At 41.6% G+C, this 25,864-nt stretch carries 27 protein-coding genes; 14 read left to right on the top strand and 13 right to left on the bottom strand.

The window, feature by feature from the left end:
- Positions 1 to 36: 36 nt before the first annotated feature.
- Positions 37 to 1,026 (bottom strand): PhoH family protein, encoded by a 990-nt coding sequence (locus tag ESA94_RS07055; RefSeq protein ID WP_129130119.1) that lies wholly within the window; start codon positions 1,024 to 1,026, stop codon positions 37 to 39.
- Positions 1,027 to 1,294: 268 nt separating this feature from the next.
- Between ESA94_RS07055 and ESA94_RS07050 the strand changes: the two genes are divergently transcribed.
- From ESA94_RS07050 to ESA94_RS07035, 4 genes are read left to right on the top strand one after another with little or no spacing between them, the layout of a single operon-like run.
- A complete protein-coding gene (locus ESA94_RS07050; RefSeq protein WP_129130118.1) occupies positions 1,295 to 2,137 on the top strand; it encodes an MBL fold metallo-hydrolase in 843 nt (280 codons plus the stop codon).
- A 17-nt stretch (positions 2,138 to 2,154) separates the two neighbouring features.
- Positions 2,155 to 2,814, top strand: coding sequence for a TatD family hydrolase (locus ESA94_RS07045; RefSeq protein WP_129130117.1), 660 nt, complete (start codon positions 2,155 to 2,157; stop codon positions 2,812 to 2,814).
- A complete protein-coding gene (locus ESA94_RS07040; protein WP_205755921.1) occupies positions 2,811 to 3,551 on the top strand; it encodes a tRNA threonylcarbamoyladenosine dehydratase in 741 nt (246 codons plus the stop codon). The genes ESA94_RS07045 and ESA94_RS07040 overlap by 4 nt, the downstream gene beginning before the upstream one ends.
- Positions 3,552 to 3,555: 4 nt before the next feature.
- Positions 3,556 to 3,984 (top strand): hypothetical protein, encoded by a 429-nt coding sequence (locus ESA94_RS07035; protein ID WP_129130116.1) that lies wholly within the window; start codon positions 3,556 to 3,558, stop codon positions 3,982 to 3,984.
- A 167-nt stretch (positions 3,985 to 4,151) separates the two neighbouring features.
- On the opposite strand, the gene ESA94_RS07030 is transcribed toward ESA94_RS07035, so the two are convergent.
- The 5 genes from ESA94_RS07030 to ESA94_RS07010 all read right to left on the bottom strand — a co-directional run bounded on the left by ESA94_RS07030 (position 4,152) and on the right by ESA94_RS07010 (position 11,115).
- Entirely contained in the window at positions 4,152 to 4,793 is a 642-nt protein-coding gene (locus ESA94_RS07030) for a class I SAM-dependent methyltransferase (RefSeq protein WP_129130115.1), read from the bottom strand.
- A 236-nt stretch (positions 4,794 to 5,029) separates the two neighbouring features.
- On the bottom strand, positions 5,030 to 6,673 hold the full coding sequence (locus ESA94_RS07025; protein ID WP_129130114.1) for an AMP-binding protein: 1,644 nt from the start codon (positions 6,671 to 6,673) through the stop codon (positions 5,030 to 5,032).
- A gap of 168 nt (positions 6,674 to 6,841) precedes the next feature.
- Positions 6,842 to 9,325 carry a TonB-dependent receptor gene (locus tag ESA94_RS07020; RefSeq protein ID WP_129130113.1) on the bottom strand — a complete coding sequence of 828 codons (2,484 nt, stop codon included), beginning with the start codon at positions 9,323 to 9,325 and terminating at the stop codon, positions 6,842 to 6,844.
- Between the two features lie 167 nt (positions 9,326 to 9,492).
- Positions 9,493 to 10,140 carry a ribulose-phosphate 3-epimerase gene (gene rpe / locus ESA94_RS07015; RefSeq protein WP_129130112.1) on the bottom strand — a complete coding sequence of 216 codons (648 nt, stop codon included), beginning with the start codon at positions 10,138 to 10,140 and terminating at the stop codon, positions 9,493 to 9,495.
- Positions 10,141 to 10,293: 153 nt separating this feature from the next.
- Entirely contained in the window at positions 10,294 to 11,115 is an 822-nt protein-coding gene (locus tag ESA94_RS07010) for a tetratricopeptide repeat protein (protein WP_129130111.1), read from the bottom strand.
- Positions 11,116 to 11,208: 93 nt separating this feature from the next.
- On the opposite strand from ESA94_RS07010, the gene ESA94_RS07005 reads away from it, so the two are divergent.
- Positions 11,209 to 12,318, top strand: coding sequence for a TolB family protein (locus tag ESA94_RS07005; protein ID WP_129130110.1), 1,110 nt, complete (start codon positions 11,209 to 11,211; stop codon positions 12,316 to 12,318).
- A gap of 107 nt (positions 12,319 to 12,425) precedes the next feature.
- Here ESA94_RS07005 and ESA94_RS07000 read toward each other — a convergent pair whose 3' ends face one another.
- Positions 12,426 to 12,827 (bottom strand): hypothetical protein, encoded by a 402-nt coding sequence (locus ESA94_RS07000; protein WP_129130109.1) that lies wholly within the window; start codon positions 12,825 to 12,827, stop codon positions 12,426 to 12,428.
- A gap of 121 nt (positions 12,828 to 12,948) precedes the next feature.
- On the opposite strand from ESA94_RS07000, the gene ESA94_RS06995 reads away from it, so the two are divergent.
- Complete coding sequence (locus ESA94_RS06995) at positions 12,949 to 13,389, top strand: hypothetical protein (protein WP_129130108.1); 441 nt, start codon at positions 12,949 to 12,951, stop codon at positions 13,387 to 13,389.
- A gap of 36 nt (positions 13,390 to 13,425) precedes the next feature.
- On the opposite strand, the gene ESA94_RS06990 is transcribed toward ESA94_RS06995, so the two are convergent.
- The 5 genes from ESA94_RS06990 to ESA94_RS06970 form a co-directional block, all read right to left on the bottom strand.
- A complete protein-coding gene (locus ESA94_RS06990) occupies positions 13,426 to 13,848 on the bottom strand; it encodes a nuclear transport factor 2 family protein (RefSeq protein ID WP_129130107.1) in 423 nt (140 codons plus the stop codon).
- Between the two features lie 91 nt (positions 13,849 to 13,939).
- Positions 13,940 to 15,037 (bottom strand): pyridoxal phosphate-dependent aminotransferase, encoded by a 1,098-nt coding sequence (locus ESA94_RS06985; RefSeq protein ID WP_129130106.1) that lies wholly within the window; start codon positions 15,035 to 15,037, stop codon positions 13,940 to 13,942.
- Between the two features lie 61 nt (positions 15,038 to 15,098).
- Complete coding sequence (locus tag ESA94_RS06980) at positions 15,099 to 15,599, bottom strand: metallophosphoesterase family protein (protein ID WP_129130105.1); 501 nt, start codon at positions 15,597 to 15,599, stop codon at positions 15,099 to 15,101.
- A gap of 2 nt (positions 15,600 to 15,601) precedes the next feature.
- Positions 15,602 to 16,018: an NUDIX hydrolase gene (locus ESA94_RS06975; protein WP_129130104.1), complete on the bottom strand. Its 417-nt coding sequence runs from the start codon at positions 16,016 to 16,018 to the stop codon at positions 15,602 to 15,604.
- Between the two features lie 37 nt (positions 16,019 to 16,055).
- Positions 16,056 to 17,039, bottom strand: coding sequence for a bestrophin family protein (locus ESA94_RS06970; RefSeq protein ID WP_129130103.1), 984 nt, complete (start codon positions 17,037 to 17,039; stop codon positions 16,056 to 16,058).
- Between the two features lie 306 nt (positions 17,040 to 17,345).
- Here ESA94_RS06970 and ESA94_RS06965 point away from each other — a divergent pair, with 306 nt between their 5' ends.
- A complete protein-coding gene (locus ESA94_RS06965) occupies positions 17,346 to 18,503 on the top strand; it encodes a homogentisate 1,2-dioxygenase (RefSeq protein ID WP_129130102.1) in 1,158 nt (385 codons plus the stop codon).
- Positions 18,504 to 18,563: 60 nt separating this feature from the next.
- Here ESA94_RS06965 and ESA94_RS06960 read toward each other — a convergent pair whose 3' ends face one another.
- Positions 18,564 to 18,935, bottom strand: coding sequence for an SPOR domain-containing protein (locus ESA94_RS06960; RefSeq protein ID WP_129130101.1), 372 nt, complete (start codon positions 18,933 to 18,935; stop codon positions 18,564 to 18,566).
- Positions 18,936 to 19,039: 104 nt separating this feature from the next.
- Between ESA94_RS06960 and ESA94_RS06955 the strand changes: the two genes are divergently transcribed.
- Genes ESA94_RS06955 through ESA94_RS06925 form a run of 7 tightly spaced genes read left to right on the top strand, consistent with a single transcriptional unit; the run spans position 19,040 to position 25,848 of the window.
- Positions 19,040 to 19,657 carry a TetR/AcrR family transcriptional regulator gene (locus tag ESA94_RS06955; protein WP_129130100.1) on the top strand — a complete coding sequence of 206 codons (618 nt, stop codon included), beginning with the start codon at positions 19,040 to 19,042 and terminating at the stop codon, positions 19,655 to 19,657.
- 35 nt (positions 19,658 to 19,692) lie between these two features.
- Positions 19,693 to 20,955: a TolC family protein gene (locus tag ESA94_RS06950; protein ID WP_129130099.1), complete on the top strand. Its 1,263-nt coding sequence runs from the start codon at positions 19,693 to 19,695 to the stop codon at positions 20,953 to 20,955.
- Position 20,956: 1 nt separating this feature from the next.
- Entirely contained in the window at positions 20,957 to 21,895 is a 939-nt protein-coding gene (locus ESA94_RS06945; protein ID WP_317127869.1) for an HlyD family secretion protein, read from the top strand.
- Positions 21,896 to 21,900: 5 nt separating this feature from the next.
- Complete coding sequence (locus tag ESA94_RS06940; protein WP_129130098.1) at positions 21,901 to 22,818, top strand: ABC transporter ATP-binding protein; 918 nt, start codon at positions 21,901 to 21,903, stop codon at positions 22,816 to 22,818.
- Between the two features lies 1 nt (position 22,819).
- Complete coding sequence (locus tag ESA94_RS06935) at positions 22,820 to 23,566, top strand: ABC transporter ATP-binding protein (protein ID WP_129130097.1); 747 nt, start codon at positions 22,820 to 22,822, stop codon at positions 23,564 to 23,566.
- A gap of 18 nt (positions 23,567 to 23,584) precedes the next feature.
- A complete protein-coding gene (locus ESA94_RS06930) occupies positions 23,585 to 24,733 on the top strand; it encodes an ABC transporter permease (RefSeq protein ID WP_129130096.1) in 1,149 nt (382 codons plus the stop codon).
- A complete protein-coding gene (locus ESA94_RS06925) occupies positions 24,730 to 25,848 on the top strand; it encodes an ABC transporter permease (protein WP_129130095.1) in 1,119 nt (372 codons plus the stop codon). Before ESA94_RS06930 ends, ESA94_RS06925 begins: the two co-directional genes overlap by 4 nt.
- Positions 25,849 to 25,864 lie beyond the last annotated feature (16 nt).

Genomic DNA, 25,864 nt, shown 5'->3' with positions numbered 1-25,864 from the left:
TCATAGCTCTTGTATGCTGCGGTGTAAGTACTCTGTTTAACGGCGATGGTACATATTCGGCTGCTCCGGCTGCTCTTTATGATCTTTGTCGTAAGCACGGATGATGGCTTTCACCAAACGGTGACGAACCACATCTTCTTCATCCAGTTCAATATGACTTATTCCATCGATGTTCTTTAAAATACGGATACCTTTTTCCAAACCGCTGCGTTGGTTCTTTGGCAAATCCACCTGCGAAAGATCGCCTGTAATGATGGCCTTTGCATTGGCGCCAATACGGGTGAGGAACATTTTCAGCTGCAGATCGGTTGTATTCTGTGCTTCATCCAAAATAATGAACGCATTATCCAACGTACGGCCACGCATATAAGCCAGCGGTGCAATTTCAATTACACGTGTGCTCATATAGTAACCGAGTTTATCGGCAGGGATCATATCGTCCAATGCATCATATAAAGGACGCAGATACGGATCGATCTTTTCCTTAAGATCACCCGGTAAGAAACCTAAACTTTCACCGGCTTCAACAGCAGGGCGTGTAAGAATGATTTTCTTTACCAGTTTGTTCTTTAATGCCCGAACAGCTAATGCAACAGCTGTATAGGTTTTACCGGTACCGGCAGGGCCAATGGCAAAAACAATATCGTTCTTGTCGGCAGCCTGCACCATTTTTTTCTGGTTTTGTGTGCGTGCACGGACGGTACGTCCGTTCGGACCAAACACCAGTACTTCACTGGGGTTACGTTCTACAAATGCATCAACAGTTTCCTGGTCGTCGCCGCCGAGGATCTGTTCAAAATAATTTTCGCTGAGTTGTCCGTTTCGTTCTAAATAAGCAATCAGCAGATCAATCTTTTCCTTTGCCTGGTCAACCTGTTCGGGGCTGCCACTTAACTTGATCTGTGTGCCACGTGATAAAATTTTTAAGAGTGGAAATTTTTTCTTGAGGATGTCGAGCTTACCATTGTTAACGCCAAAAAATTCAATCGGGTTAACGGTTTCGAGGTTGATGATCGTTTCTGTCAAAGCTTTTCAGTTTAGCGGCCGGTACCGGAATTTGTGTACTGCGTTGCGCCTTCGCAGTAAGACTTCAGCACCTGACCATGTTCACAAATAGTATCATTCTGGGTGTGATACTTCTAACCCTTCCATCTGTTTCAATATTACTTTATAGAAACCAATTTTCATAAAGGTACTTATTAACAGCTTGTGGAAACGTTAAGAGTTGGCAAACAAAAAAAGCCGTATTATAAAAATACAACGGCGGCTGTTTTGCTTTACTTAATTTTACCCGATGCCTGTTTATTTTACCTCTTTAAATTCCGGTAGTAATGCCAATTGCTATTACGTAAGTAATGGTGTTACTGCATTGTTGTTTGATGCCGGTTTAAGTTGCAGGGAAACAGAAAAACGCATGCAACGTTTGGGGCTTGACATCAAGCAGGTGAAAGCAATTTTTATTTCGCATGAACACAGCGATCATATTAACGGCCTGGAAGTTTTGAGTAAGAAACATCAGTTGCCGGTTTATGTTTCAGAAAAAACATGGAACAATACCAACCTTTCTGTTGATGTACAACTGCTGAAACATTTCCGTAAAGATGAAGTGGTGATGATTGATGAACTGCAGGTGAAATGTTTTTCAAAATCGCATGACGCTGCCGATCCGTTTAGCTTTATGATCAGCTGCCAAGGTGTAAATGTTTCGGTGATTACAGATATTGGTCATGCATGTAAAAATGTGATCCGTTATTTTCAGCAAAGCCATGCTGTGTTTTTAGAAAGTAATTATTGCGAAACAATGCTGGCTAATGGCGATTATCCTTATCATCTCAAACGCCGCGTCAGCAGCGATGAAGGTCATTTGTCGAATGAACAGGCGCTGGATGTGTTTCTCAGCTATCGTACACAGCAATTACAGTTTCTTATTTTATCGCATCTTTCAAAAAACAACAATACACCCCAAACAGTAGATGCATTGTTTCAGCCCCATGCAGGGACAACGAAAGTGATTGTTGCTTCCCGTTACGAAGAGTCGGAATTGTTTTCTATTGATGGGATAACAACAGCGGTACGCAGCACAATGCTGAAAAAGAAGAAACAACAGCCCGATCAAAATCAACTGAGTTTGTTTTAACGTTTCAACTTTTTTATTTGTACATCAACGTTCATACACATCATACACAACCGGTTGAAGGAATCATCAGCATTGGTAACCTGTACAAAGATTTTGATGTGATAGATTCCGATAGTTTTTATTCCGTTGGTCTGCATCCCTGGTTTATTACAGAAGACGCCTGGCAACAGCAGTTTGAAACAGTGAAAGAAAAAAGCCGTTTGCAAAATGTGCTGGCAATTGGTGAAGCAGGGTTAGACAAAGTATGTGCAACCGATTTTGCATTACAGCAAACTGTTTTTGCAGCACATATTCAATTGGCCAATGAATCGCAAAAACCATTGATCGTTCATTGCGTTCGTGCACATGCAGAAGCAATGAGCTTGTTGAAACAACACAATGTAAAAGTGCCGGTTCTTTTTCATGGTTTCACCAAAAGCAAAGAACTGGCTTTGCAGTTAATGGCGCAGGGTTATTACTTGTCGTTTGGTCATGGATTGATGAAGGAAAACCTGCGTACGGTATTAGCAGCATTGCCCATTGAACAGCTGTTGTTGGAAACCGATAACAGCACAGCTTCCATTGAAGAAATTTATACGCTTGCAGCTGAGGCTTTTCAAATTGATAAAGATTCGCTTAGTTTGCAGCTTTTGAAAAATGCGACCAGGGTTTTTGGCGCAGCAATAACAGAAAGATGATGAATGATATTTCCTGGCTTTCACGCACCAGTTTATTAATAGGCGAAGACACGGTTCGTGCACTCACAAAAAAACATGTGATGATCGTTGGTATGGGTGGTGTTGGTTCGTTTGCAGCAGAGTTTATTGCCCGTAGCGGTGTTGGTAAAATGACCATCATTGATGGTGATGTGGTAGACCCAACAAACCGTAACCGTCAGTTACCGGCATTGGCCACCAATCATGGTGTGTCGAAAGCATTGATCATGGCCGAACGTTTGCAGGCCATTAATCCCGAGCTGGAGTTGAACGTGGTGAAAGAGTTTGTCAATCCTGAAATGGTGTTACAGCAACTGTCGTACAAACCGGATTATATTATTGACGCAATTGATAGCATTACGCCGAAGATCACATTCATTCGCCTGGCACACGAAAGTAAACTGCCATTGGTGAGCAGCATGGGCGCCGGTGCAAAGCTTGATCCTACACAACTACGTGTAGTGGATATTTCCAAAACCTATAACTGTCCGTTTGCACAACAGATACGTAAGAATTTGAAAGGGCATGGTATTCGTCGTGGAATTAAAGTGGTGTTTTCACCAGAGCAACCCATCAAAGAAAGTTTGATGTTGACAGATGGGAAGAATTACAAGAAATCGGCTTATGGCACCATTTCTTATTTGCCTGCGGTGTTTGGTGCAACAACGGCATCGGTTGTTATACGTGATTTAATTGAACAGGTGAAAAACGAAAAGTAAGCATATGCAACGCAAGAAGGTAGATGTTGATGTGGTGAAAGATGTGCTTGACCTGATGTTGCAGGCAAGACCAGATTCAACATTTGTACAAAGCCTCGCTTTTCAATATGCAGAGCGTGGCGGATTAAGTAAAAAGCAACTGGAAGGATTGAGGTCAAAAGCATTGAAAGTTCCGGAAATTCCTGCGCATAAACTGGCTACACTTGAAGCCATTATTTTACGCAAGCCAACAAAAGAACGCAGTGCCGCCAGTACAGCAACACCCATGTTTGTAAAAGATGAAGCAACAGGAGTTATCATCAATGCCATTCTTGCAAAATACCCGCAGCACAAGCAAGTACTTTTCTTAAAAGCCAAATACGAGAACAACGAAATTCTGTCGCCTGCAGAAATAACTGATCTGAAACGGTTGGAGAAATTGCTGAATAAGTAAGACGTTAACCACTAAGGCTCAAAGGAACACCAAGGTTTTTGGTTTGACCTGACAGCTTGAGTTAAATAGTGCTATCAGTCAATTATTTTGGTAAGAATAGAAGCGGGCTCAACCTGTGAGGTCCGATTTCGCTCTGCGAATTTCTTTGCGTTCTTCTTTCTCTACGCCTAAGCAGTTTTGCTCAACAAAAAAACCGAACAATCAACCTCCGGCTCAATAGCTGTGATCGTCTCCGAAAAATTTTCAACGATGAAAGGTTGTAGCTTTTCAATAAACGGTTTTGCCATTAAGCGTTGCGGCGTAGATAGAATAATAGTTGTTCCTTTTTCTAAAAACGAAACGATCACTTTATACAGGGTTTCAAACACCTGTGGCTCGTAATTAATATCGCTGAGTAAGATCACATCGGCAGTAAGATCAGCAGGCAACTGGTTCCAATCGATGACCATTGCCTTACAGTTATGCAGTTGATTGTGTGCAATGGATTGTTGCATCAACTTCACAGCATCTTCCGATACATCACTGCAAGTAACTGTTGCTGCGGTTTGTGCTGCAAGAAAAGAAGGCAAGCCAAGTCCGGCTGCTAATTCTACAACCGATTTATTGTTGATGAGTTCATTTCTGTTTGCAATAAAATTACACAGTGCATAAGCTGCAGCCCACACCTGTGCCCAATAAGGAGCTGGAGCATGTTCATCTTGTTTCAGTTGCTGTTGGTACCATTGCTGCAATGCAACTGCATCGGGTATCAATGCATCGAATCTGTAATTGCCGAAATGAAATGTTTGTACTTGTGTTTGCAGCTGCATGGCTGCAAAGAAACAATTTTCATTGTGGTTGAAAAATTACCGAGAGGTTTAATTTTTAGAGATGTCTCGTGCCTCAACATGACGGATTAACGGTGTTGATGAAGCGCAAACAGTTTAAAAAGCGGAGTATCGTCATATCGACGAAGGAGATATCTCATATGTTTGGGCGAATCGAAATAAAATAAGCATCCTGTATTTTTAGAGATGTCTCGTGCCTCAACATGATGAAGCAATGTTTATTCCCAAATCACTTTTCCCTTTACTTCAAACCATTTGGGATAAAACTGCTGATGAATTTTTTCTACCTGGTTGCGCTTTATTTTCAACGTAGGGGTAAGCAAACCATTTTCCATACTCCAGTTCTCTTTCATCAGTACAATTTTATCGAGTTGTTCGTGATGTTCAAGCGTTGTATTTACAGTTGCAAGTGTTGCAGATAAACTTTCGATGAGCTGTTCTTTTGTTTTTTGTTTACCTAACTCCGATAATGTTACCAATGCAATAGGCTGCGGAATACCCATGCCCACCACGCAGGTCATTTCAATATCGGTATTGGCGCTGAGCTTTAGTTCGATCGGCGTTGGCGCAATAAATTTTCCTTTATCTGTTTTAAACTGATCTTTCAAACGACCTGTTACAAATAAAAATCCATCATGATCGTATTCGCAAATATCGCCTGTGCGTAAATAACCATCTTCATCAAACACTTCTGCTGTTAATTCAGGTTCTTTGTAATAACCGTTCATGATGGCGGCGCTCTTTAAACGCAACTCGCCTTCTTCCGAAATTTTCACCTGCAATCCTTTGAACGGTTTGCCAACCGAACCAAAACGTCTTGCAGTTGGCCGTTCAAAATGTGCAAGCAGACAATCTTCCGTCATCCCCAACGCCTGTAATATTTTCACATCAAGACGATTAAACCAGCTTTGCATTTCAACAGAAAGAGGAGCAGAGCCGCTGAAAATAAATTCTGCTCTTGCAAGACCGAGCTTCTTTTTAATGCTTTTCCTGATAATGTTATTGATGATGGGAATGGATAAGAGAAGATCAAGTTTTTTCTGTGGCAGTTTATTCAGCACACCTTCTCTGAACTTACCCCACAAACGTGGCACAGCAAAGAAAATATGTGGCTGCACTTCGCCAATGTTTTTTGCAAAACTGTCGATCGATTCGACAAACGAATACGTAGCACCGAGATAAATACCAATACATTCAATGCCGATCCGTTCTGCAATATGGCTTAACGGAAGATAAGACAGCATCGTAGGTTGCGGGGTTAACTGCAATTCGGAAATAGCCGTTGTAGCAGTAATATCTACATGACCAAACGTGTGCATCACGCCTTTTGCTTTACCTGTTGTGCCCGATGTATAAATGATCGTAAACACATCATCGGGTTGCCATTGATGCAATGTTGCAAGTGGCGATGATGATGCAATCAAGTTATTCCAGTTGTGCTGTTCGTTGCGGTTATAATCATCAAACCCAATGCGTGTAAGATGCGATGGAATGCCGGCCTCCTGCGATGCAAAATCATCAAGCTTACCAATAAAGATCGCTTTGGCATTGCTGTGTTCGAGAATAGGCTGTATAGATGCAGCTGTTAATGTTGGATAAATGGGAATAGACACACAACCCGCCATCATAATTGCCAGATCGGCCATAAACCAGTGTGCACAGTTTTTTGATAAGATGGCTACATGTGAGCCTGCGGGTAAATTCAATGTATGCAATGCAGCAGCCATTCTTCTGCATTCATCACCTGCCTGTTGCCGGGTCCATTCTTTCCATTGTCCATTGAAAGGCTGTCGCAGGAAAATACTTTGCGGACGTTCCTGTTCGTGCTTTAAAAATTCGAGGAGTACGTTGGAGGATGGCATAACGATCAGTTTTACGATTGTAAGCTAAGAAAATATTTGGAGTACGGTGAAGGATGTTTTTTTTAACCTACCACTTATAGATTGGCTTTTGTGTAACATGTTGCCACCCTCCAGGGAGGGGATGTCATTCTGCTGTTCAACTACAAACTATAAACCAGAAACTTTAAACTACCATCTCGCCACAATCTTAAAATTCACCAGCCTTGGTGTTAAGCGATTAGGAATAGAAAAAATGGTGTTGCTGAAATCTTTAATGAGCAGGTAAGAAATCGTGTTGGGCCGATCGATCACATTAAAGACTTCTAAGCTGGCCCAGATATTATTGAACTCACGGAAAGGATTGCGGCTGCGGCGTTTACTTTTTTCACCATCTAACAACAATGCACTGAAACCAAAATCAACACGGATATACGGATCAATCGTAAGCGCATTACGATACTTTACACTGTTGGGAATATTGTATGGAAGATTGGTGCCATACAATCCGCTCATCGAGAATTTAAAATTCTTATTGGTAGAAAGATAATCCTGGTAAAACAAACCAACCGATAAAAAGCGGTCTGTTGGTCGACGTATCCAGCCGCCTTGCACCAACGTACTGTCGATGGGTCTATTCAGCGAATCGAGTTTGTAATTATACCACTGATCATTGTCTAAGTTTTCACGAGTGCGCATCAAGCCAATGCTTAACCAGCTTTCTGCATCTTTCACCAGCTCGCCAAACAAACGGGCTTCAATACCTGTTGCATATGCTTTTGCACTGTTGCTGCCGAAATAACGGATGCGTACATTATCTACATCGTACGGCACAATATCATACATGTGTTTGTAATACGCTTCGGCCTGTAATTTAAACGGACGATTGCCCCAGCCTTTAAAATTATAATCGATACCTGCAACTACCTGCCAGCTCTTTTGCGCTTTCACCGCTTCGTTTACACTGCCATCGTAACGACGCAGCTCACGGTAAAACGGAGGTTGATGATAAGCACCTGCAGCTGCACGAAACACAATGTCTTTTCCATTTAACGGCTGCATTGAAAACTGTACTCTTGGTTGCACCAGCACTTCGTTGTTGAGCGTATTGTAATTGTAACGCACACCAACCTGCAGGATCATATTCATCGAATCGTTGAGAATATAATTATCCTGCACATAACCATTTGTACGGAAGAACGTAAGATCTGCTTTCGATTTAATGACTTTGCTTAACTGCAGTTGATTTGGATTGAACGGTAACGTATAACCGGCGCTGTCCGTCAATTCCCATTCGTTCAATTGATCGTTAATGGTTTGACGTTCGAGGCTGTGTCCCCACTGGAAAAAATGTTTTCCTTTTGAGAGACTTCCTTTGTGTGTTGCGTTTTGCGTTGCAATGTTTAAACGGTTGCGTGCAAAATTCTGAAACACGCCTGCACCCAACGGATTTACAATTAAACCGAATGTTGCCCGGCTGCGGTCGAAATCACGTTCGCCGAATAAATAAGCACCTTGTATATCGAAAGATTCTTCTTCATTATTGCTGAAATGACTGAGCATCCATTTCAGTTTTAAATTTTTTGTAGGCTGATAAGTTGTGGCAATACCGGCCATTGCTGTGCTGTAACGATCACGTTCGCCACCGGCAAAATAAATATCCAAACCAAGATTAGCAGTGAAAAAAGGAGAGAAGACTGATGCCGTTTGGCTGCTGTACTCCGGCGTTAATTTAAACTGTGTGCGGGAGTAATTCATCATGGCTTCAAACTGCCATTTACTGTTTGGCTGATAAGTGATATAGCCTTGCACATCATTACTCGAAGGAACGTAGTTGCCTTTTGTTTGCTGACTGCTCAACAGGTTTTGATTGCTTCGGTTTCTTCCGCCAATCACAAAACTTACTTTTTCATCTTTGCTGCCACCTTCAAAATGCAAACCCTGTTCAAGCAAGGAAACATAAGCCGAGCCGCCGAATTTCTTGGGTTGTTTGTATTGAATATCGAGCACACTGCTCATCTTATCGCCAAAGCGAGCCTGGAAACCACCGTTGTAAAAATTTAAGTTGCGTACCATTTCTGCATTGATAAAACTCAAACCTTCCTGTTGTCCCTGCCGAACGAGATAAGGCCGATAAACTTCAAAATCGTTTACATAAATAAGGTTCTCATCGTAGTTGCCACCACGTACAGAATATTGAGAAGAAAGTTCGTTGTTGGAATTGGTGAATATCTTGATCAAACCTTCCACGCCACCTGTTGCTGAAGGTAACAGCAATGCATTTTTGGGATTGATGCGGTAGCCCGATGCCTGTGTGCGGATGCGGTCGTCCTTCACCGTTATTTCCTGAAGTTCGGTAGAGCCTCTTTCTAGGCGCAGTACAATGTTTTCTTTTTCGTTTTCATTTAAAAAGAAATTACGTTGTTCCGAACGGTAAGAAGTGTAAGTGAAAATAAGAGCGAATGCTTTTTCTGCCGGAACCTTTATCGAAAAGTAACCAGAGTCATTACTGGTAACACCGGAGGAGCGGCCAAGAATAGTAACAGATACTTTGCTGAGAGGGTTTTCATTTTCATCCAATACCTTACCTGTTACCGTTGCCGTTTTTTTCTGGGCATAGGAAACCGAGGTTAGAACGAGGAGCAGGAGAAAAATGCAGGTTTTGGTTGCCTTCATGAAGGATAAAACTAAGTCTTTCTGCTAAAACGGAAAGAAACGCAGGTTATTTTTTGGGCTGAAAGAAATAGAGTCGCTGATGACGCTGATGAAACGGACAGGCACAGATTTAATCCGTTTCATCAGCTAAAATCAGTGTCATCAGTGTTTCTATCTTTCGGACTTTCTTATATCTTCTTCAGCAATGAAATCATTTCCGTTGGGTTGGGCGCACGGAATACCGTGTTACCAGCCACTAATACTGTAGCACCCGCATCAACTATGCTTTTTGCATTTTCAAGTGTTACACCACCATCAATTTCAATATCCACGTTCAATCCTTTTTCATCGATCATGTTACGCAGCTCACGGATCTTTACCAGTGTTTGCGGAATAAAACTTTGTCCGCCGAAACCCGGGTTCACACTCATCAAACAAACAAGATCAATATCAGCAATAATATCTTTCAGCAACGAAACAGGTGTGTGCGGATTGACAGCTACACCAGCCTTCATGCCAAGCGATTTGATCTGCTGAATATTGCGGTGCAGGTGTGTGCAAGCTTCAATATGCACCGTTAAATTATCAGCACCGGCTTTTTTAAATGCTTCCGTATATTTTTCCGGTTCTTCAATCATCAAATGCACATCAAATACTTTGTTCGATGCTTTGCGCAGAAAATCGATCACCATTGGTCCGAAGGTAATGTTAGGTACAAAGCGGCCATCCATTACATCCAGATGATACCAGTCTGCTTCACTCTCGTTCAGCATTTTACAATCGGCTTCAAGATTCAGGTAATTAGCACTTAATAAAGAAGGGGCAACAATTGGCATAGAAAATTTATAGTTTGAAGTTTATAGTTTTTTGTTTGTTGTTGATGATTGGTTGTATTCATTCACAATTGACCATTCACCATTTACAAGACTGATCACTCATCATTCATTGCTCATCACTCTCTCTTTCGCTGAAGCTACAGAGAGCAGGCATCATTTGATTTCTCCCAACCGCTTCAACGCTTCTCTTGCTTCGGTTATTGATTGATCGAGAGCGAGTGATCGTTTATAATTATCGATGGCTTCTTTTGTCTTGTTCATTTTTTCTTCAGCCTTCGCCATCCAGAAATAACCATCGGCGTATTTGTTGCTTACGTTGGTACTTTGCTGAAAACTTTTCCAGGCTTCAGCATATTTCTGCTGATCGTAGAACAGCAATCCTTTTTCGATATAAGCTTCCATGTAGGTATAATCTTCACGGATGAGCTGGTTGTAAACAGCCAATGCTTTTGCAATGTCTTTTACTTTGCTGTAATAAGCGGCTTTTACAAAAAGTACATCGCTGCGCATTTGTGCTGCAGATGCATCTTTCAATAAACCATCGCACAAAATAACGGCTGTTTTATTGCCTGTTTCAGCATAAAGCGAAGCAAGTCTTAACTCCGCTTCGTTAAAAACACCTGCTGATTGTATGGCCTGTTGATACGTTGTAATAGCATTGATGGTATCAGCTTTGCGTTCCAGCGCATCGGCTTTCATAAAGAGATAGGCAGGATTATCCGGTTGCTTTTGCAGCAATTGTTCTACTTGAGCCAATGCTTTATCGTATTGATTGTTTTTCACCAACTGTTCTACCAAACCTTCACGCAGGCTGTCTGCTTGCGGATTGGCTGCCACTTGTTTTTCCAGCTCATCAACTTGTTTGTTAGCGGTAGAACTTGCCGGTTTTACAGTAGCATCTGCAGGAGGATTATTGTTACATCCAAAAGAAAACAAAACAAGCAAACCAACGATAGAAAGGGCTTTCAGCTGCATGGCCGCAAAGCTAACTGATTTTCGGGTGTTGGGTTCTTACAAATTCCTGACATTTGCAGCGTTCATTGCATTTACATTTGTTAAAAGGCATATATGAGAAATTTTCCTTTCCTGCTTGCAATTCCTGTTCTGACTGTGTTTGCAGTTTCATTTACTAAATCAGTAAGGCCGACGACCACAAAAGTTCAAAACGTAAATGATACCATTCTATACCCCGACGAGAAGCATTTTAAAAACATGCAGCAGCTTACGTTTGGCGGCGATAATGCAGAGGCATACTTCAGTTACGATGGTAAATGGCTCATCTTTCAGAAAACATATGCCAAAGAAGGCATTCCATGCGATCAGATGTACATCGGCAAAATCCCCACAAAACCGGGCGAAAAATTTGTTCCCAAACTGGTGAGCACCGGTAAAGGAAGAACCACCTGTGGTGCATTTACAAAAGATGGTAAGCATATTATTTATGCATCTACACATTTGGGCAGCAGCGATTGTCCGCCGGTACCCGACCGCAGCAAATACGGCAACAAATACATCTGGCCTTTGTACGATAGTTACGATATTTTCATGGCCGACCTGAATGGTAAAATTGTAAAACAACTCACCACAAGTAAAGGTTACGATGCGGAAGCAACACTTTCACCCGATGGAAAGAAAATGCTGTACACAAGTACTAAAGATGGCGATATTGATATGTATGTGATGGATCTGAAAACCGGAAAGGAAATAAAGATCACCAACTTGCTTGGTTATGATGGTGGTGGATGGTTTAGTCTTGATGGAAAAAAGATCATCTGGCGTGCAAGCCGTCCTAAAACAGAAGCAGAAACTAAAGAGTACAAAGAGTTATTGGCACAGGGTTTAGTTGCGCCAACCAATATGGAAGTGTGGGTAGCAAATGCAGACGGCAGCAATGCAAAACAGGTTTCAACTTTCGGACAGGCAAACTGGGCACCTGCTTACATGCCCGACAGTAAACGCATCATCTTTGCCAGCAATCATGAATACAAAAGAGGATTCCCTTTCAACTTATATACGATGAATGAAGATGGAACAAATCTTACCAAGGTAAGTCGTGATAAAGGCTTTGATGCATTCCCGATGTTTAGCCCCAATGGAAAGAAGATCGTTTTCTGCAGCAACCGCAACAACGGCGGCACGAGAGATACCAATATTTTTATTGCTGATTGGGTGGAATGAGAAGGTGAGTAGTGAATGGTGAGTGGCAAGTCCTGAGCGTACTCGAGTCCTGAGCGAAGTCGAAGGACGGTGCAGTGAATCGAGCGAAGTCGAGATTCACGTTATGATCAATTATGCGTTCGTTCAATCTTCTTTATTATAACCGGCTTCTGTTTATACTGATGCAATTTAAATGGAACTTGTTTACCTGAAGAGTCTGTAGTTATAGGAGCAGGATTTGTTTTTGGCTTACCGGGATAATATGGATTAGGCATAAAGCTACTTGTTGTACTTTCTTTTAATGCATTCGGCATATTGTTTACAACCGAACTATCGGGTACAAACACAGGCATATTATCCTGCGGCAAGGCATACACGATTCCTTTATCTGTTTTTGCAATAATGCGGTTGGGAAACAGCAGTTGCTGTGGCTTCGCAATTGAGGAATCGGTAACAAAGAGTTTAGGTGTTTGCGCTTTGCTGCTGATAGCGGCAACAGTAAACAGGCAAAGAAGAGTTGCTTTTTTCATAGCTTTTCGTTTAGCTTCTTAAAATTAGTGTTTTTTATAATTCGGTTTTGCCGTATGGCAATCTGCACTTTACTTTGTGTCCGAATCTTCTAAATTAATTCATTTACAAATTTTCAATTTTATGTACACAGGACTGGTTCATTTACATAGCGTGTTACGTTGGGTAATTTTAATTCTGTTGCTGATTGCCTTGTTCCAGGCATTTACCAAAAAAGGTGGTCTGCAAAAGACAAGTCTGTTTCTGTTGATTGCCGCTCACATTACGTTGTTGCTTGGTTTGTTCCAGTATTTCAATAACGAAGCAGTAGGTTTCCACATGATCGAAAGACTCGGTGGTTTTGGCAATGTAATGAAAGACAGTTTTGCTCGTTTCTGGGTGGTAGAACATATTGGCGCAATGATTCTTGCAATTGTTCTTATAACGATGGCAAGAGGTCGTGCTAAAAAACAAAACTACAGTGCCGCATCATGGATGTATTTGATAGCACTTATTTTAATATTGGCAGCTGTTCCTTGGCCTTTCCGTGAAGGAATTGCAAGACCGTGGTTCCCCGGTATGTAAATCATTAAAAGCCCCCGATTTATTCGGGGGCTTTTTTTATTTCTTTTCTTCACGGTAAAAGATCTTGCTAACGATCTTCCAGCCGTCTTTTGTTTTAATAAGACTCATCATGTCGTGAAAATAAAAGGTTGGGTACTCAACGGTGAGTTTAACTGTAGCTGCATTGCCAAATACTTCAATACGATCGATCTTGGTAGTGCGGTTTTGTTTCACTCCTGTGTTTCTTGTGCGGGCCATAAAATCTTTCAGTGAAACATTCATCAATGTATCGTTCCGCATAAATCGCATTTGTCCTGCCGGATCAAACGCCTTAGAGAACATGACACTATCGCCATTGGTACCGCCAATGAGATAATAATTACAAACAGTTTCAATGTCTTTAATGGTTTGCGCATCGGCCTGTGCACGCACAAGCGAATGCATAAAGAAGATGCCGATGATAAGGAGAATTGGTTTCATATATTTCTTTTTTGAAAAATAGAAACATCCTTTGCAATCACTTCGTTAAAAATCAATGAAAGGAAAGATGCCGTGTTGAACGTTCAACCGGTTAACCTAACAAGGCTGCGGCTACTTTTTTCATTTCATCCTGTGTGCCTATGCTTAACCGTAACCATTTTGTACCTTCTTCAAATGTGCGGGCACCAACAATATTTTTTGCCTCAAGGATGGCTTTAAAGTCTTTGCCAAAACCAGTCGTATTGAAATACACAAAGCTGGTGTGTGATTGTATGTAAGGGATGTTCAGTTTATCAAGTGTGTTATAGAAAATAGTTTTTGCTGCTGCGTTTTCTTTTTTACAATAATCAATAAAGGCTTTGTCTTTTATAGCTGCCAGCGCACCCGCTAATGATACGGCACTTGCACCTGCATTGGCCCATGGCTGCAGCTCATTTAATTGCTTTACTGTGGCGGGATGCGCCAGCACATAGCCAACTCTTGCACCGGCCATACCGTAGATCTTTGAAAATGTTTTTGCAATAACAAGATTAGGATAATCATTTACCAAATGCGCCATGGATGGTTCGTTGCTGAATTCGGTATAAGCTTCATCTAAAAGAATAATTGCTTTTGGTGCTACTTCTTTAATAAAGGCTTCCAGTTCGGCAGCAGGAATAATGGTGCCGGTGGGATTGCCCGGATTGCAGATATAAACCATTCTTGTTTGCGCATTCATGGCTTCTTTCATGCGTTGCAGATCGGTTTCTTTCTTTTCAGTAAGCGGCACCAATTTTATTTCCAATCCTGTTTTACGAGCAGCAGGCATCCACAAACGAAAAGTTGGATCAGGAGCAACAGCGTTTCCTTTTTGCAGAGCAGCCCATACAGCAGTTAAGCCCAATAGTTCCGAGGAGCCGGCACCAATTACAATATGTTCTTTGGTATGCCCGGTAAGTGCGCCAATTTCTTCCCTGAGTTTTGTGGTAACATCCCAGGGATAGCGGTTGCTGCTCATCACTGCATCTATCATGGCTTTGCGTGATGCAGCAGAAGGGCCATGTGGGTTTTCGTTTGAACTTAGTTTGATCGTTTTTATAACATCGGGCAACGGGATCGTTTGCTCGGCTTCTGCAGCAAAAAGATCACGGCTTAAGGTAAAGGCGGCAAGCGTAAGAGCAGTTTGTTTAATGAGGTCACGACGTTGCATACAGTTGATTTTAGTGTTGCTGTAATTTACAAAAAAACAGCCGCATGCTTTTCGCAATCTGTCAACGTTTGCCCAACTCGATTACTTCACAATCTTTCATGTTATTACCATCAATTACAAAACGGATGAGCGTACGCATTTTGTGCCAGCCTTGTTTGCCTGCGGCACCGGGGTTCATGTGCAGGCATTCCAGCTTATCGTCGTACATCACTTTTAAAATATGCGAATGACCGGCAATGAACAATTGCGGTTTGTGCAGCTGCAATTCTTTTCTTGTATCGGGATTGTATTTGGGTGGAGCGCCACCAATATGCCGCATCATTACTTTTACTTCTTCGCAATAAAATACCAGTTGCTCAGGGTAAACCGAACGAACATCCTGCCCATCAATGTTGCCATAAACGCCTTTTACAGGCAAGCCGCTTTCAGTGGCCAGTCGATTGGCTAATTCCACATTGCCAAAATCACCGGCATGCCATATTTCATCACATTGTTTAAAATGCTCAAACACGGCATCGTCTAAATAACCATGTGTGTCCGATATCAATCCTATTTTGGTCATACTTAATCGATCAATCCGTTTGCTTGTAGTTGTTGCAGAATCATCACCGCTCCCGGTGCGGTAACAGGTTGTTGCAAATATTCTTCTAAAGTAAAATAATGAACTGCACCAATTTCAGCAGATGGCTGCGGATGAAAACCAGTGTCGAGTAAATAGCAATCCTGTTCCATAATAGTTCCATTGGCTTCACCAAATGCAGGAGCAGAAATATGTGTGTAGTATTCCAGGTTGTTTTCTGTAAGCTGCACATTCAGTTCTTCTGCTATTTCACGAAGCAATGCCGTTATTGCAGTTTCGTCTTCATCAACTTTTCCTCCGGGTAAATAATAACATTGTTTGTTATTGCTGAAAGCCAGTAACAGTTTTCTGTCGTTAATATGCAAAAGACCAACGGTATACAGCGCTGTTGTTTGTTTCAAAGCATGTTCTTTAGAATGCGCAAAGATAACTGGCTGCTTACATTAAAATTTTATTCACCGGCTGTATAGCAGGAGGAAGATCGGTTTCATCGAGCATTTCCCGGAGATCGATTTCGATGGTACGGCTTAATGCGCTAATGGGAACATCGTTTGCACTTCCTTCAAACGGATTTTCTGTTGCTTCACCAACACGTTCCATCGAAAGAAAAACCCAGCTTACAATAAGACTGAACGGAATGTTGAGCCAGACATAATGTTCGCCCAGTTTTTGAAACTCGTTGAGTAAACCAAACGGCACAAGAAAAATAAACAGGTACACAAAAAATTTGTTGATGGATGCAAACTGTCGTGGGTAAGGAAAGTTTTTAATGCGTTCGCAACGGCCCTGGTGTTCGAGCAATGCATTTAAAATATTCTGCAGTTCAATGTAGTTCAGCGGATCAACAGCACCCTCTTGTTTCAGTTGTTTCAGCTGTTCGCTTTGTAAAGCAATAAGCTGTGTCGCCCTGTTCTTTTTCTGCAACAGGTACTCTTTTTCTTTTGCTGAAAGAAGAGGCGTTAACTCATCGGCAAGATTGCTGTGCATTTCGGGAACAGTGTAATGTTGCTGATACTCTTTATTATAATGTTTGTTGATGCTTTCCCATACACGGTTTTCACGCAGCTGAAAACGTAATGCAGTAAGCCAGGCAATATGCCGGTAAACGAGCTGTTGTTGCGCTTCTTTGTTACTTACAAAATCACGGGCCATTAATCCCCAGGCACGGCTGCTGTTTACAATAGAACCGTAGATCTGTCTTGCTTCCCAAAGCCTGTTATAGGTTTGAGTATTACGAAAACCCACAATAAAAGCTGCAGCCGTACCAATCATTGCAATAGGAACCCAGGGTATGGTAAGCCAATGACAATTGAATAATTCAAAAAGAACGGTTGGTACGGTTGCAAAAAGCAACATCTTGTAAATAGCGGTTCTTGTCCAGAAAATAAATTCCTTAAGCGAATATTGTTTGCCTGCGTGCACTGGTTGGTGATTTTTTTTCAATATACGGCATAGCCATCAGTAAGGAGACAGAAATATGTACATTTGCTTTACGATTTTGCATATGCCATTCTTCAGAAATTTTACATACTGGATCGATAAGCGTAAGTGGAAATACAGTTTCCTCATTACGTCACTTGAGTTAACGGTCGGAAAGTAAACAGTCCGAAAGTCTGAAAGACAGAAAAGTGTTTGCAGGCAGTTGGGCGGAACAATGCTTTCCGCCTTCCGGATTAATCGCTTCCCGACTTAATCACAAATCATACATCCTAAATCAGCAATTTTTTTATGCCTCACTATTATACATTGGGAAAGATCCCGCATAAACGTCATACACAATTCCGCAGGCCCGATGGAGGTTTGTACAGCGAACAATTATTTTCAACGGAAGGTTTCAGCGATGATTATTCGCTGCTGTATCATTGTCATCCGCCAACACAGATCATTAAGACAGAACCGCAGGAAGACGTAAGTCCGCAGATAGCCGAAGAAAAAATGCTGAAGCATCGTTGCTTTGAAGGATTCAATGTAAAACCCGGTGGTGAGTTTTTGCAAAGCCGCATACCGGTATTGGTGAACAGCGATTGCCATATTGTGCTGGCTGCGCCAACAAGCGGAACAGGCGATTATTTCTATAAGAATACCGATGGCGATGAAATGATCTTTGTACATGAAGGAAGCGGCACCGTACATACGCAATACGGTGATCTGCCTTTTGGTTACGGCGATTACATTGTGTTGCCAAGAGGAACCATTTATCAAATTGAATTTAATGATGACAAGAACCGTTTATTTATTGTTGAATCGTTTACGCCGTTGCGTTATCCCAAACGTTATATGAGTAAGTACGGACAGTTAATGGAACATGCACCGTATTGCGAAAGGGATATCCGCAAACCACAGGATCTGAAAACATACGATGAGCATGGAGACTTTTTGATTAAAGCAAAGAAGCGTGGTGTGCTATATAAACTGCATTACGGCACACATCCGTTTGATGTAGTTGGTTGGGATGGTTGTTGCTATCCGTATATTTTTTCCATTCATGATTTTGAACCCATCACAGGTCGTGTGCATCAACCGCCACCTGTGCATCAAACTTTCGAAACAAATGCATTTGTAGTATGTTCTTTTGTACCACGATTGTACGATTATCACCCCAATGCTATTCCTGCGCCATACAATCACAGCAATATTGATAGTGATGAAGTGATCTATTATGTAGATGGCGATTTTATGAGTCGCAAAAATGTAACAAGAGGAATGATCACCTTGCATCCTGCAGGTATACCGCATGGTCCGCATCCCGGTGCTGTTGAAAAAAGTATTGGCGCAAAAGAAACCAAAGAACTGGCGGTGATGGTAGATACCTTCCGTCCGTTGATGTTAACCAAACAGGCATTGGAAATTGAGAACGGAAACTATACGATGAGTTGGGCGGAGTAACTGAATGTTATAAAACGAAAGGGCTTTTAAGCCCTTTCGTTTTTATGTATTGAGGATAGACTATTCTTCTACCTTTATTTCAAACTTCACCGGAATAACAAATACATTCGTAAAGTGCGATTTGATTTTTTTTTGATAGTTGACAGCTTCACTTTGGGTTAAAAAGTTTCCAAATCTTATTTTGTAATACGGCGTTTGAAACAGCAGAAAGGTTTTCTGTTGTGGATATTTTGACAACAGTAATGATTTTGCTTCAAGGGCGTCGTTCCTGTTTGTTGTGTTGAGTACCTGCAATTGATAGCCATCCACCATTTTTTTTGTAACGGTTTTAGTAGTTGAGGCCGGTGAACCCGAAGAACTTTTTTTAGGTCCGGCACAAGCAACAAGGACCAGAGGAGTTAAAATGATATAGATGATTTTAGTGATCTGCATTGCTTCGGAATATCCAGAATTTGCAAAAGTCAAGCCAGAAATCTGAAGAAAAACTTGGAGAAGAAGTTTTTTGTTTTACTTTTGTTAACCATTTGGTTAAAAATATGGCAAAGCGAGTAAAAGACCATAGTACGGAAGATTTGATATTGGATGCCGCCCGGAAAGTGTTTGTGAAGAAGGGGATGTATGGTGCACGTATGCAGGATATTGCTGATGAAGCCGGCATCAACAAAGCTTTGCTGCATTATTACTTTACCAGCAAGGAAATGCTGTTTGAAAAAGTGTTTGAAGAAGCAGCTGCACATCTCTTCCCGAAAATAAATGCCATTTTTGATTCGGATGATGATGTGTACACAAAGATCGAACGGTTTTGTGATGAATATATTACGGTGGTGCTCGAAAACCCTTACCTGCCTTTATTTGTAATGAATGAAGTGAACCAGGATCCGGAGTATTTTCTGAAAAAACTATGGGGAAAAAAGAACAAGCCCAACCCCACAAAGTTCATGCAGCAGCTGGATGAAGAGGTGAAGAAAGGCAAGATCAAACCCATCAGTCCATTGCAGTTAATGATGAACCTGATCAGCATGGTCATCTTTCCTTTTGTGGCCAAACCGATCCTGCAGGTGAATCTTGGTCTGGATGAATTTCAGTTCCGCCATGCGATGGAACAACGACGGAAAGAGATCCCGGCATTTATTATTGCGGCCATTAAGAAATAATTTTTTTTGAATATAATTTAACTACTTGGTTAAAAATGAAAGCAAAGCATAAACTATTGTTGTTGTTGCTGGTAACTGTACAGTTTTCTTTTGCACAAACCATCACCTTGCAACAGGTGCAGGAAAAAGCAAAGGAGCAGTATCCACTCACCAAACAGCGTGATCTTATCCGCAAATCAAAAGAGCTGACGATCGAAAACCTGCGCAAAGGGTTTTTACCTCAACTATCGCTTAGCGGACAAGCCACTTATCAATCGGAAGTAACAACGGTAAAAATTCCTTTTCCGGGAGTAAACATTGAGCCGTTGAGTAAAGATCAATACAAACTGGTAGCCGATGTAAACCAGATGATCTACGATGGCGGTTTGCTGAAACAACAAACAGCAGTGCAGCACATGAATGCCGAAGTGGAAGAACAAAAAATTGAAGTGGAACTGTACAAGCTTGCAGAACGCATCAACCAGGTTTACCTCAGCATTTTGTTTATTGATGAACAGCTGAAGCAAACAGAGCTGGTAAAAAAAGATCTTGAAACGGGATTGAAGAAAGTTGAAGCACAGGTGAATGGAGGCGTGGCATTCAAATCAAATATAAATCTGCTGAAAGCTGAGCTGTTGAAAATCGATCAACGTATGATTGAATTGCAAAGTACACGCACAGGTTTGCTGGATGTATTGAGTTTGTTTACCGGCGAAGCATATACAGCTGCTACACAGTTTGAAAAACCTGTTGTAAAAACTGTAGTGAATGATGCATCTGTAAGCAGACCGGAAATTAATTTGTTTCAAAAGCAACAGCAATTACTTGGCGTACAAAACAATCTTATTAAAGCAAGGAATCTTCCCAAGACAAGTTTCTTTTTCCAGGGAGGTTATGGCCGGCCGGGTTTGAATTTTCTTGAAAATAAATTCGCTACTTATTATGTAACCGGTGTGCGTTTCAACTGGGCTTTTGGTGGTTTGTACACTGCCAAAAAAGAACGGGAGCTGATCGGTCTCAATCAACAGATCATTGCCGTGCAGCAGGATGTATTTCTCCTCAACACCAATACACAACTGAAGCAACAGCAGGCAGAGATCGATAAGATCAACCAACTCATCAGCAAAGACAATGAAATTATTGAGCTGCGTGTAAAAGTAAAAGAAGCGGCCAATGCTCAATTGGAAAATGGAGTCATCACTGCCAACGATTATCTGCGTGAAGTAAATGCAGAAGACCAGGCACGGCAGAACTTACTTCTTCATCAACTGCAGCTACTGCAGGCACAAATAAATTATCAAACGATCAAAGGAAAATAATATGATGCGTACGTTTAGTTTAACCACGCTTTTGCTGTGTACACTTGCAGCATGTAACAATAACGGACATAAGTTCGATGCCACCGGCACATTTGAAGCAACGGAAGTAATTGTTTCGTCGGAGCTCAGCGGAAAAATTCTTTCACTGACTATTAATGAAGGCGATACTGTTTCAGCCAACAGAATTATTGGCGTAGTAGATGCCGAAGGTATTTCGTTGCAGAAGGAACAGGTGGAAGCCAGCATCAGTTCGCTCAATGAAAAAACAGCTGATGTTTCACCACAGGTAAAACTGTTGCAGGATCAGTTGGCGGTGCAGCAATCGCAACTCAATAATCTTTTGCATGAACAGAAAAGAATAGAGAAGTTGGTTGCACAGGATGCAGCTACAACAAAACAACTCGACGATATCAATGCACAGATCGATGTGGTAAAAAAACAGATGAGTGTTACCAGGCAACAGATAGCGGTGCAGCAAAGCAATGTGTCAACGCAAAACAGGGCTGTGCTGAGCGAATCGAAGCCGTTGCAGAAACGAGTGGCACAGCTCGATGATCAGTTAAAGCGGGCGAACATTCTTAATCCTATTAACGGAACAGTGCTCACTAAATATGCAGAAGCAGGAGAGTTGACATCAACCGGTAAGGCATTGTATAAAATTGCTGACCTCAGCACCATGAAATTGCGTGCCTATGTTACAGGTGATCAACTGTCGCAGATCAAGCTTGGACAACAAGTAAAAGTGATGGTTGATGCCGGTAAAGAACAATACAAAGAAATGAGCGGCACCATCACCTGGATATCTGATAAGGCAGAGTTTACACCCAAAACCATTCAAACAAAAGAAGAGCGTGCAAATCTTGTATATGCCATCAAGATCGATGTGAAGAACGATGGTTATCTCAAGATCGGCATGTATGGTGAAGTAATGTTTAAATAGGCAACATGTATTCCGTAGAGGTACAACATATCAGCAAATCATACACGGTTAAAAAAGCAACCACTCCGGCGTTGAAGGATATTTCTTTTGCTGTAAAGAAAGGAGAGTTGTTTGGCATCATTGGTCCCGATGGTGCAGGTAAAACATCGTTGTTCCGTATTCTTACAACTTTGTTGTTAGCAGATGAAGGTACTGCAACAGTAGAAGGGTTGGATGTGGTGAAAGCATACAAAGCTATTCGTGAACAGGTAGGTTATATGCCCGGTCGGTTTTCGTTGTACCAGGATCTGACAGTAAAAGAGAATCTCGATTTTTTTGCAACGATCTTTAATACAAGTGTTGAAGAGAACTACGATCTCATCAAAGATATTTATGTACAGATCGAGCCGTTTCGTGATCGCAAAGCGGGAAAACTTTCCGGTGGTATGAAACAGAAACTGGCGTTGAGTTGTGCACTCATTCATCGCCCCAAAGTTTTGTTTTTAGATGAACCAACAACAGGTGTTGATGCTGTATCGAGAAAAGAATTTTGGGAAATGTTGAAACGGTTGAAAGAGCAGGGCATTACTATTCTTGTATCTACTCCCTATATGGATGAAGCTGAAATGTGTGATCGTGTTGCGTTGATGCAAAACGGATCGATTCTTAGTATTGACACGCCGCAGCAGATCGTTGCTTCGTTTGCACAAACCATGCTTGCAGTACGTTCGGCAAGCATGTTGCAACTGTTGAATAAAGTGCGTGCATCTTCTTTTGTGGAGAACGCCTACCCATCGGGCATCTATCATCATGTTATTTTAAAACAACAGGCAACAGCAGATCAGTTGCAGCAGGAATTATCAGCAGCAGCATTTGCTGATTTGGAAATAAAGAAAGGTCAGCCAACCATCGAAGATTGTTTCATGCAACTCATGCGTATTTGATATGCTAAACGAAAAGATCATAACAGTCGATCATCTCACCAAACGCTTTGCAGCATTCACTGCTGTAGATGCGATTACGTTTGATGTGTACAAAGGAGAGATTTTTGGTTTCCTTGGAGCTAACGGTGCAGGTAAAACAACAGCCATGCGTATGTTGTGCGGCCTCTCCATGCCTACAAGCGGCAAAGCAACTGTTGCAGGATTTGATGTGTACACACAAAACGAACAGATCAAAAAGAATATCGGTTACATGAGTCAGAAATTTTCGTTGTATGAAGACCTGACGGTGAAAGAGAACATGCAGCTGTATGGTGGTATTTATGGAAAGAGTAACCAATTCATTAAAGACAAGACGGCGTTTATATTGGAGCAGCTTCATTTAAAAGATGAAGCGAATAAACTGGTGGGTTCGCTGCCGTTGGGGTGGAAACAGAAGCTGGCTTTTTCAGTTGCAATTTTTCATGAACCGGAGATTGTTTTTTTAGATGAGCCAACAGGCGGTGTTGATCCTGTTACACGCAGAGAGTTCTGGATGATGATTTATGAAGCTGCAGCTAATGGCATCACCATTTTTGTTACTACACATTATATGGATGAAGCAGAGTATTGCAACCGTGTAAGTATAATGGTGGATGGGAAAGTGGAAGCACTGGATACGCCGGCTATGTTGAAACAACAATACCAATCGCCCACCATGGATGATGTGTTTTTAAAACTTGCCCGCAAAGCAACACGAAGCGGCGATTAATGCAGATAAACTTATTCAATGAAGCCTCAGCAACATAATCAATCAAAAACAGGAGCAGCCCGCAGGCAGTTCTTCTCCTTTGTAAAAAAGGAGTTGCTGCATATCTGGCGTGATAAACGCACTTTGTTTATTCTGTTGGGCATGCCGGTGGTGCAGATTATCATCTTTGGTTTTGCATTAACCAACGAAGTAAAAAATTCGAAAATCGCTGTGCTCGATCAATCGAAGGATGCAGCTACATCTTCGTTAATAGCTGAATTGAATGCCAGCCGGTATTTTGATGTGGAAGAGAATCTTACATCGTATAAAGAAATTGAAGCGGCATTTAAGAAAGGAAAAATTAAACTGGCTGTTGTGTTGCCGTCACAGTTTTCAGAAGATCTGAAGCATACAAACAAAGCCAGTGTGCAACTGATAGCCGATGCATCTGATCCGAACGTAGCCAATACACTCACCAATTATGCAACAGCAGTGGTGATGGATTACCAGGATCGGGTTACCAATAAACAACGCTTGCCTTACAGTATTCAAGTAGAAACAAGAATGCTGTACAATCCGCAATTGAAAGGCGCTTACAATTTTGTGCCCGGTGTAATGGCCATGGTATTGCTGTTGGTATGTACCATGATGACGGCCATTACTATCGTGCGGGAAAAAGAAATGGGAACGATGGAAATTATGCTGGTATCGCCCATGCGTCCGCAAATGGTGGTGATTGCAAAAGCTGTTCCTTACTTTCTTCTTTCATCCATCAACATTGCCAGTATTTTATTGCTGAGTGTGTTTGCATTGGAAGTGCCCATCAACGGAAGTTTGGTATTGCTGATTGCAGAAAGTTTATTGTTTACGTTGGTATCACTTTCTCTGGGTTTATTGATTTCATCTGCAGCAGGTTCGCAACAGGTGGCTATGTTCATTTCGTTGGTTGCATTGTTCCTGCCAACAGTTATGTTGAGTGGGTTTATGTTTCCCATTGAAAATATGCCGTTCCCGTTGCGGATGGTATCGAATATAGTTCCGGCAAAATGGTTTTACATCATTGTACGTTCGGTCATGATCAAAGGAGTTGGGCTTGCAGCTGTGTGGAAAGAAACATTAATTCTCACAGGGATGCTGCTGTTCTTATTAACGGTAGCTATTAAACGCTTTAAAATAAGATTGCAATGAGAACATTGAAATTTTTATTGCAGAAAGAATTCCGGCAGATCTTTCGTGACCCGGCTATTCTCCGCATTATTTTTATGATGCCGGTTATACAGCTCATCATTTTGCCCTGGGCTGCCGATTATGAGATCAAGAACATTAAGCTGGCCGTAACCGATAAAGATCATTCGTCCTATTCGCAAAAGCTTATTTCAAAAATTACTTCATCCGGATATTTTCAATTAACAGCATACGAAAATTCCTATCACGCATCGCTGGAGAAAATTGAAGATGATGAAGCTGATCTTATTTTAGAAATACCGGCTTCTTTTGAAAAGCAATTGGTGAAAGAAGATGAAGCCACATTGTACCTTGCAGGTAACGCCATCAACGGTGTAAAGGGAAATCTCGGTAGTGCTTATCTCCGTTCCATTATCCAGGATTTTAACCGTGAAGTGCGGTTAGAATGGATACAGTTGCCGAAGTTCAGTCCGCAAACACAAATTGAAGTCACCTCTTCCAACTGGTTCAATGCATTGATGAACTATAAATATTTTATGGTGCCGGGTATTTTGGTGTTGTTGTTAACAATGGTGGGCGCCAATCTTACTGCCATTAATATTGTAAAAGAAAAAGAGATCGGTACTATTGAACAGATCAATGTAACACCGGTGCAGAAAGTACATTTCATTATTGCCAAGCTGGTACCGTTCTGGATTTTGGGATTGATCGTACTTACACTTGGGTTATTAATCTCCCGTTTGTTCTACGGCATTCTTCCGGCAGGCGGTTTTTTAACCATTTATGTTTTTGCAGCTGTGTATTTGCTGGCAGTACTCGGACTTGGCTTGCTTATTTCAACTTATGCCGCAACACAGCAGCAGGCCATGCTTATTTCTTTTTTCCTGATGATGATCTTTGTGCTGCTTGGCGGTTTGTATACTTCTATCGACAGTATGCCTGTATGGGCGCAATGGATCACCCGGTTCAATCCCGTTTCTTATTTTATTGAGGTGATGCGTATGGTGGTGCTGAAGGGTAGTGGCCTCTCCGATATTAAACAACAGTTAGGTACGATGTTCATATTTGCAGTGGTGCTTAACAGCTGGGCAGTGATCAACTATCGCAAGCGAAGCTGATACTTTCACTTGTTAA

Source organism: Lacibacter luteus (genome assembly GCF_004118265.1).
GTDB classification, from domain to species: Bacteria; Bacteroidota; Bacteroidia; order Chitinophagales; family Chitinophagaceae; genus Lacibacter; species Lacibacter luteus.
Note: the sequence above shows the minus strand (reverse complement) of the source record. Positions and strands in the feature narration are given on the sequence as shown.

What these genes read in the sequence shown, in the direction of transcription:
- ESA94_RS07050 (WP_129130118.1), top strand. Translation starts at nt 1,295, where the DNA reads ATGCCTGTTTATTTTACCTCTTTAAATTCCGGTAGTAATGCCAATTGC.
- ESA94_RS07040 (WP_205755921.1), top strand. Translation starts at nt 2,811, where the DNA reads ATGATGAATGATATTTCCTGGCTTTCACGCACCAGTTTATTAATAGGC.
- ESA94_RS07035 (WP_129130116.1), top strand. Translation starts at nt 3,556, where the DNA reads ATGCAACGCAAGAAGGTAGATGTTGATGTGGTGAAAGATGTGCTTGAC.
- ESA94_RS07030 (WP_129130115.1), bottom strand. Translation starts at nt 4,793, where the DNA reads ATGCAGCTGCAAACACAAGTACAAACATTTCATTTCGGCAATTACAGA.
- ESA94_RS07025 (WP_129130114.1), bottom strand. Translation starts at nt 6,673, where the DNA reads ATGCCATCCTCCAACGTACTCCTCGAATTTTTAAAGCACGAACAGGAA.
- ESA94_RS07020 (WP_129130113.1), bottom strand. Translation starts at nt 9,325, where the DNA reads ATGAAGGCAACCAAAACCTGCATTTTTCTCCTGCTCCTCGTTCTAACC.
- rpe (WP_129130112.1), bottom strand. Translation starts at nt 10,140, where the DNA reads ATGCCAATTGTTGCCCCTTCTTTATTAAGTGCTAATTACCTGAATCTT.
- ESA94_RS07010 (WP_129130111.1), bottom strand. Translation starts at nt 11,115, where the DNA reads ATGCAGCTGAAAGCCCTTTCTATCGTTGGTTTGCTTGTTTTGTTTTCT.
- ESA94_RS07005 (WP_129130110.1), top strand. Translation starts at nt 11,209, where the DNA reads ATGAGAAATTTTCCTTTCCTGCTTGCAATTCCTGTTCTGACTGTGTTT.
- ESA94_RS07000 (WP_129130109.1), bottom strand. Translation starts at nt 12,827, where the DNA reads ATGAAAAAAGCAACTCTTCTTTGCCTGTTTACTGTTGCCGCTATCAGC.
- ESA94_RS06995 (WP_129130108.1), top strand. Translation starts at nt 12,949, where the DNA reads ATGTACACAGGACTGGTTCATTTACATAGCGTGTTACGTTGGGTAATT.
- ESA94_RS06990 (WP_129130107.1), bottom strand. Translation starts at nt 13,848, where the DNA reads ATGAAACCAATTCTCCTTATCATCGGCATCTTCTTTATGCATTCGCTT.
- ESA94_RS06985 (WP_129130106.1), bottom strand. Translation starts at nt 15,037, where the DNA reads ATGCAACGTCGTGACCTCATTAAACAAACTGCTCTTACGCTTGCCGCC.
- ESA94_RS06980 (WP_129130105.1), bottom strand. Translation starts at nt 15,599, where the DNA reads ATGACCAAAATAGGATTGATATCGGACACACATGGTTATTTAGACGAT.
- ESA94_RS06965 (WP_129130102.1), top strand. Translation starts at nt 17,346, where the DNA reads ATGCCTCACTATTATACATTGGGAAAGATCCCGCATAAACGTCATACA.
- ESA94_RS06960 (WP_129130101.1), bottom strand. Translation starts at nt 18,935, where the DNA reads ATGCAGATCACTAAAATCATCTATATCATTTTAACTCCTCTGGTCCTT.
- ESA94_RS06955 (WP_129130100.1), top strand. Translation starts at nt 19,040, where the DNA reads ATGGCAAAGCGAGTAAAAGACCATAGTACGGAAGATTTGATATTGGAT.
- ESA94_RS06950 (WP_129130099.1), top strand. Translation starts at nt 19,693, where the DNA reads ATGAAAGCAAAGCATAAACTATTGTTGTTGTTGCTGGTAACTGTACAG.
- ESA94_RS06945 (WP_317127869.1), top strand. Translation starts at nt 20,957, where the DNA reads ATGATGCGTACGTTTAGTTTAACCACGCTTTTGCTGTGTACACTTGCA.
- ESA94_RS06940 (WP_129130098.1), top strand. Translation starts at nt 21,901, where the DNA reads ATGTATTCCGTAGAGGTACAACATATCAGCAAATCATACACGGTTAAA.
- ESA94_RS06935 (WP_129130097.1), top strand. Translation starts at nt 22,820, where the DNA reads ATGCTAAACGAAAAGATCATAACAGTCGATCATCTCACCAAACGCTTT.
- ESA94_RS06930 (WP_129130096.1), top strand. Translation starts at nt 23,585, where the DNA reads ATGAAGCCTCAGCAACATAATCAATCAAAAACAGGAGCAGCCCGCAGG.
- ESA94_RS06925 (WP_129130095.1), top strand. Translation starts at nt 24,730, where the DNA reads ATGAGAACATTGAAATTTTTATTGCAGAAAGAATTCCGGCAGATCTTT.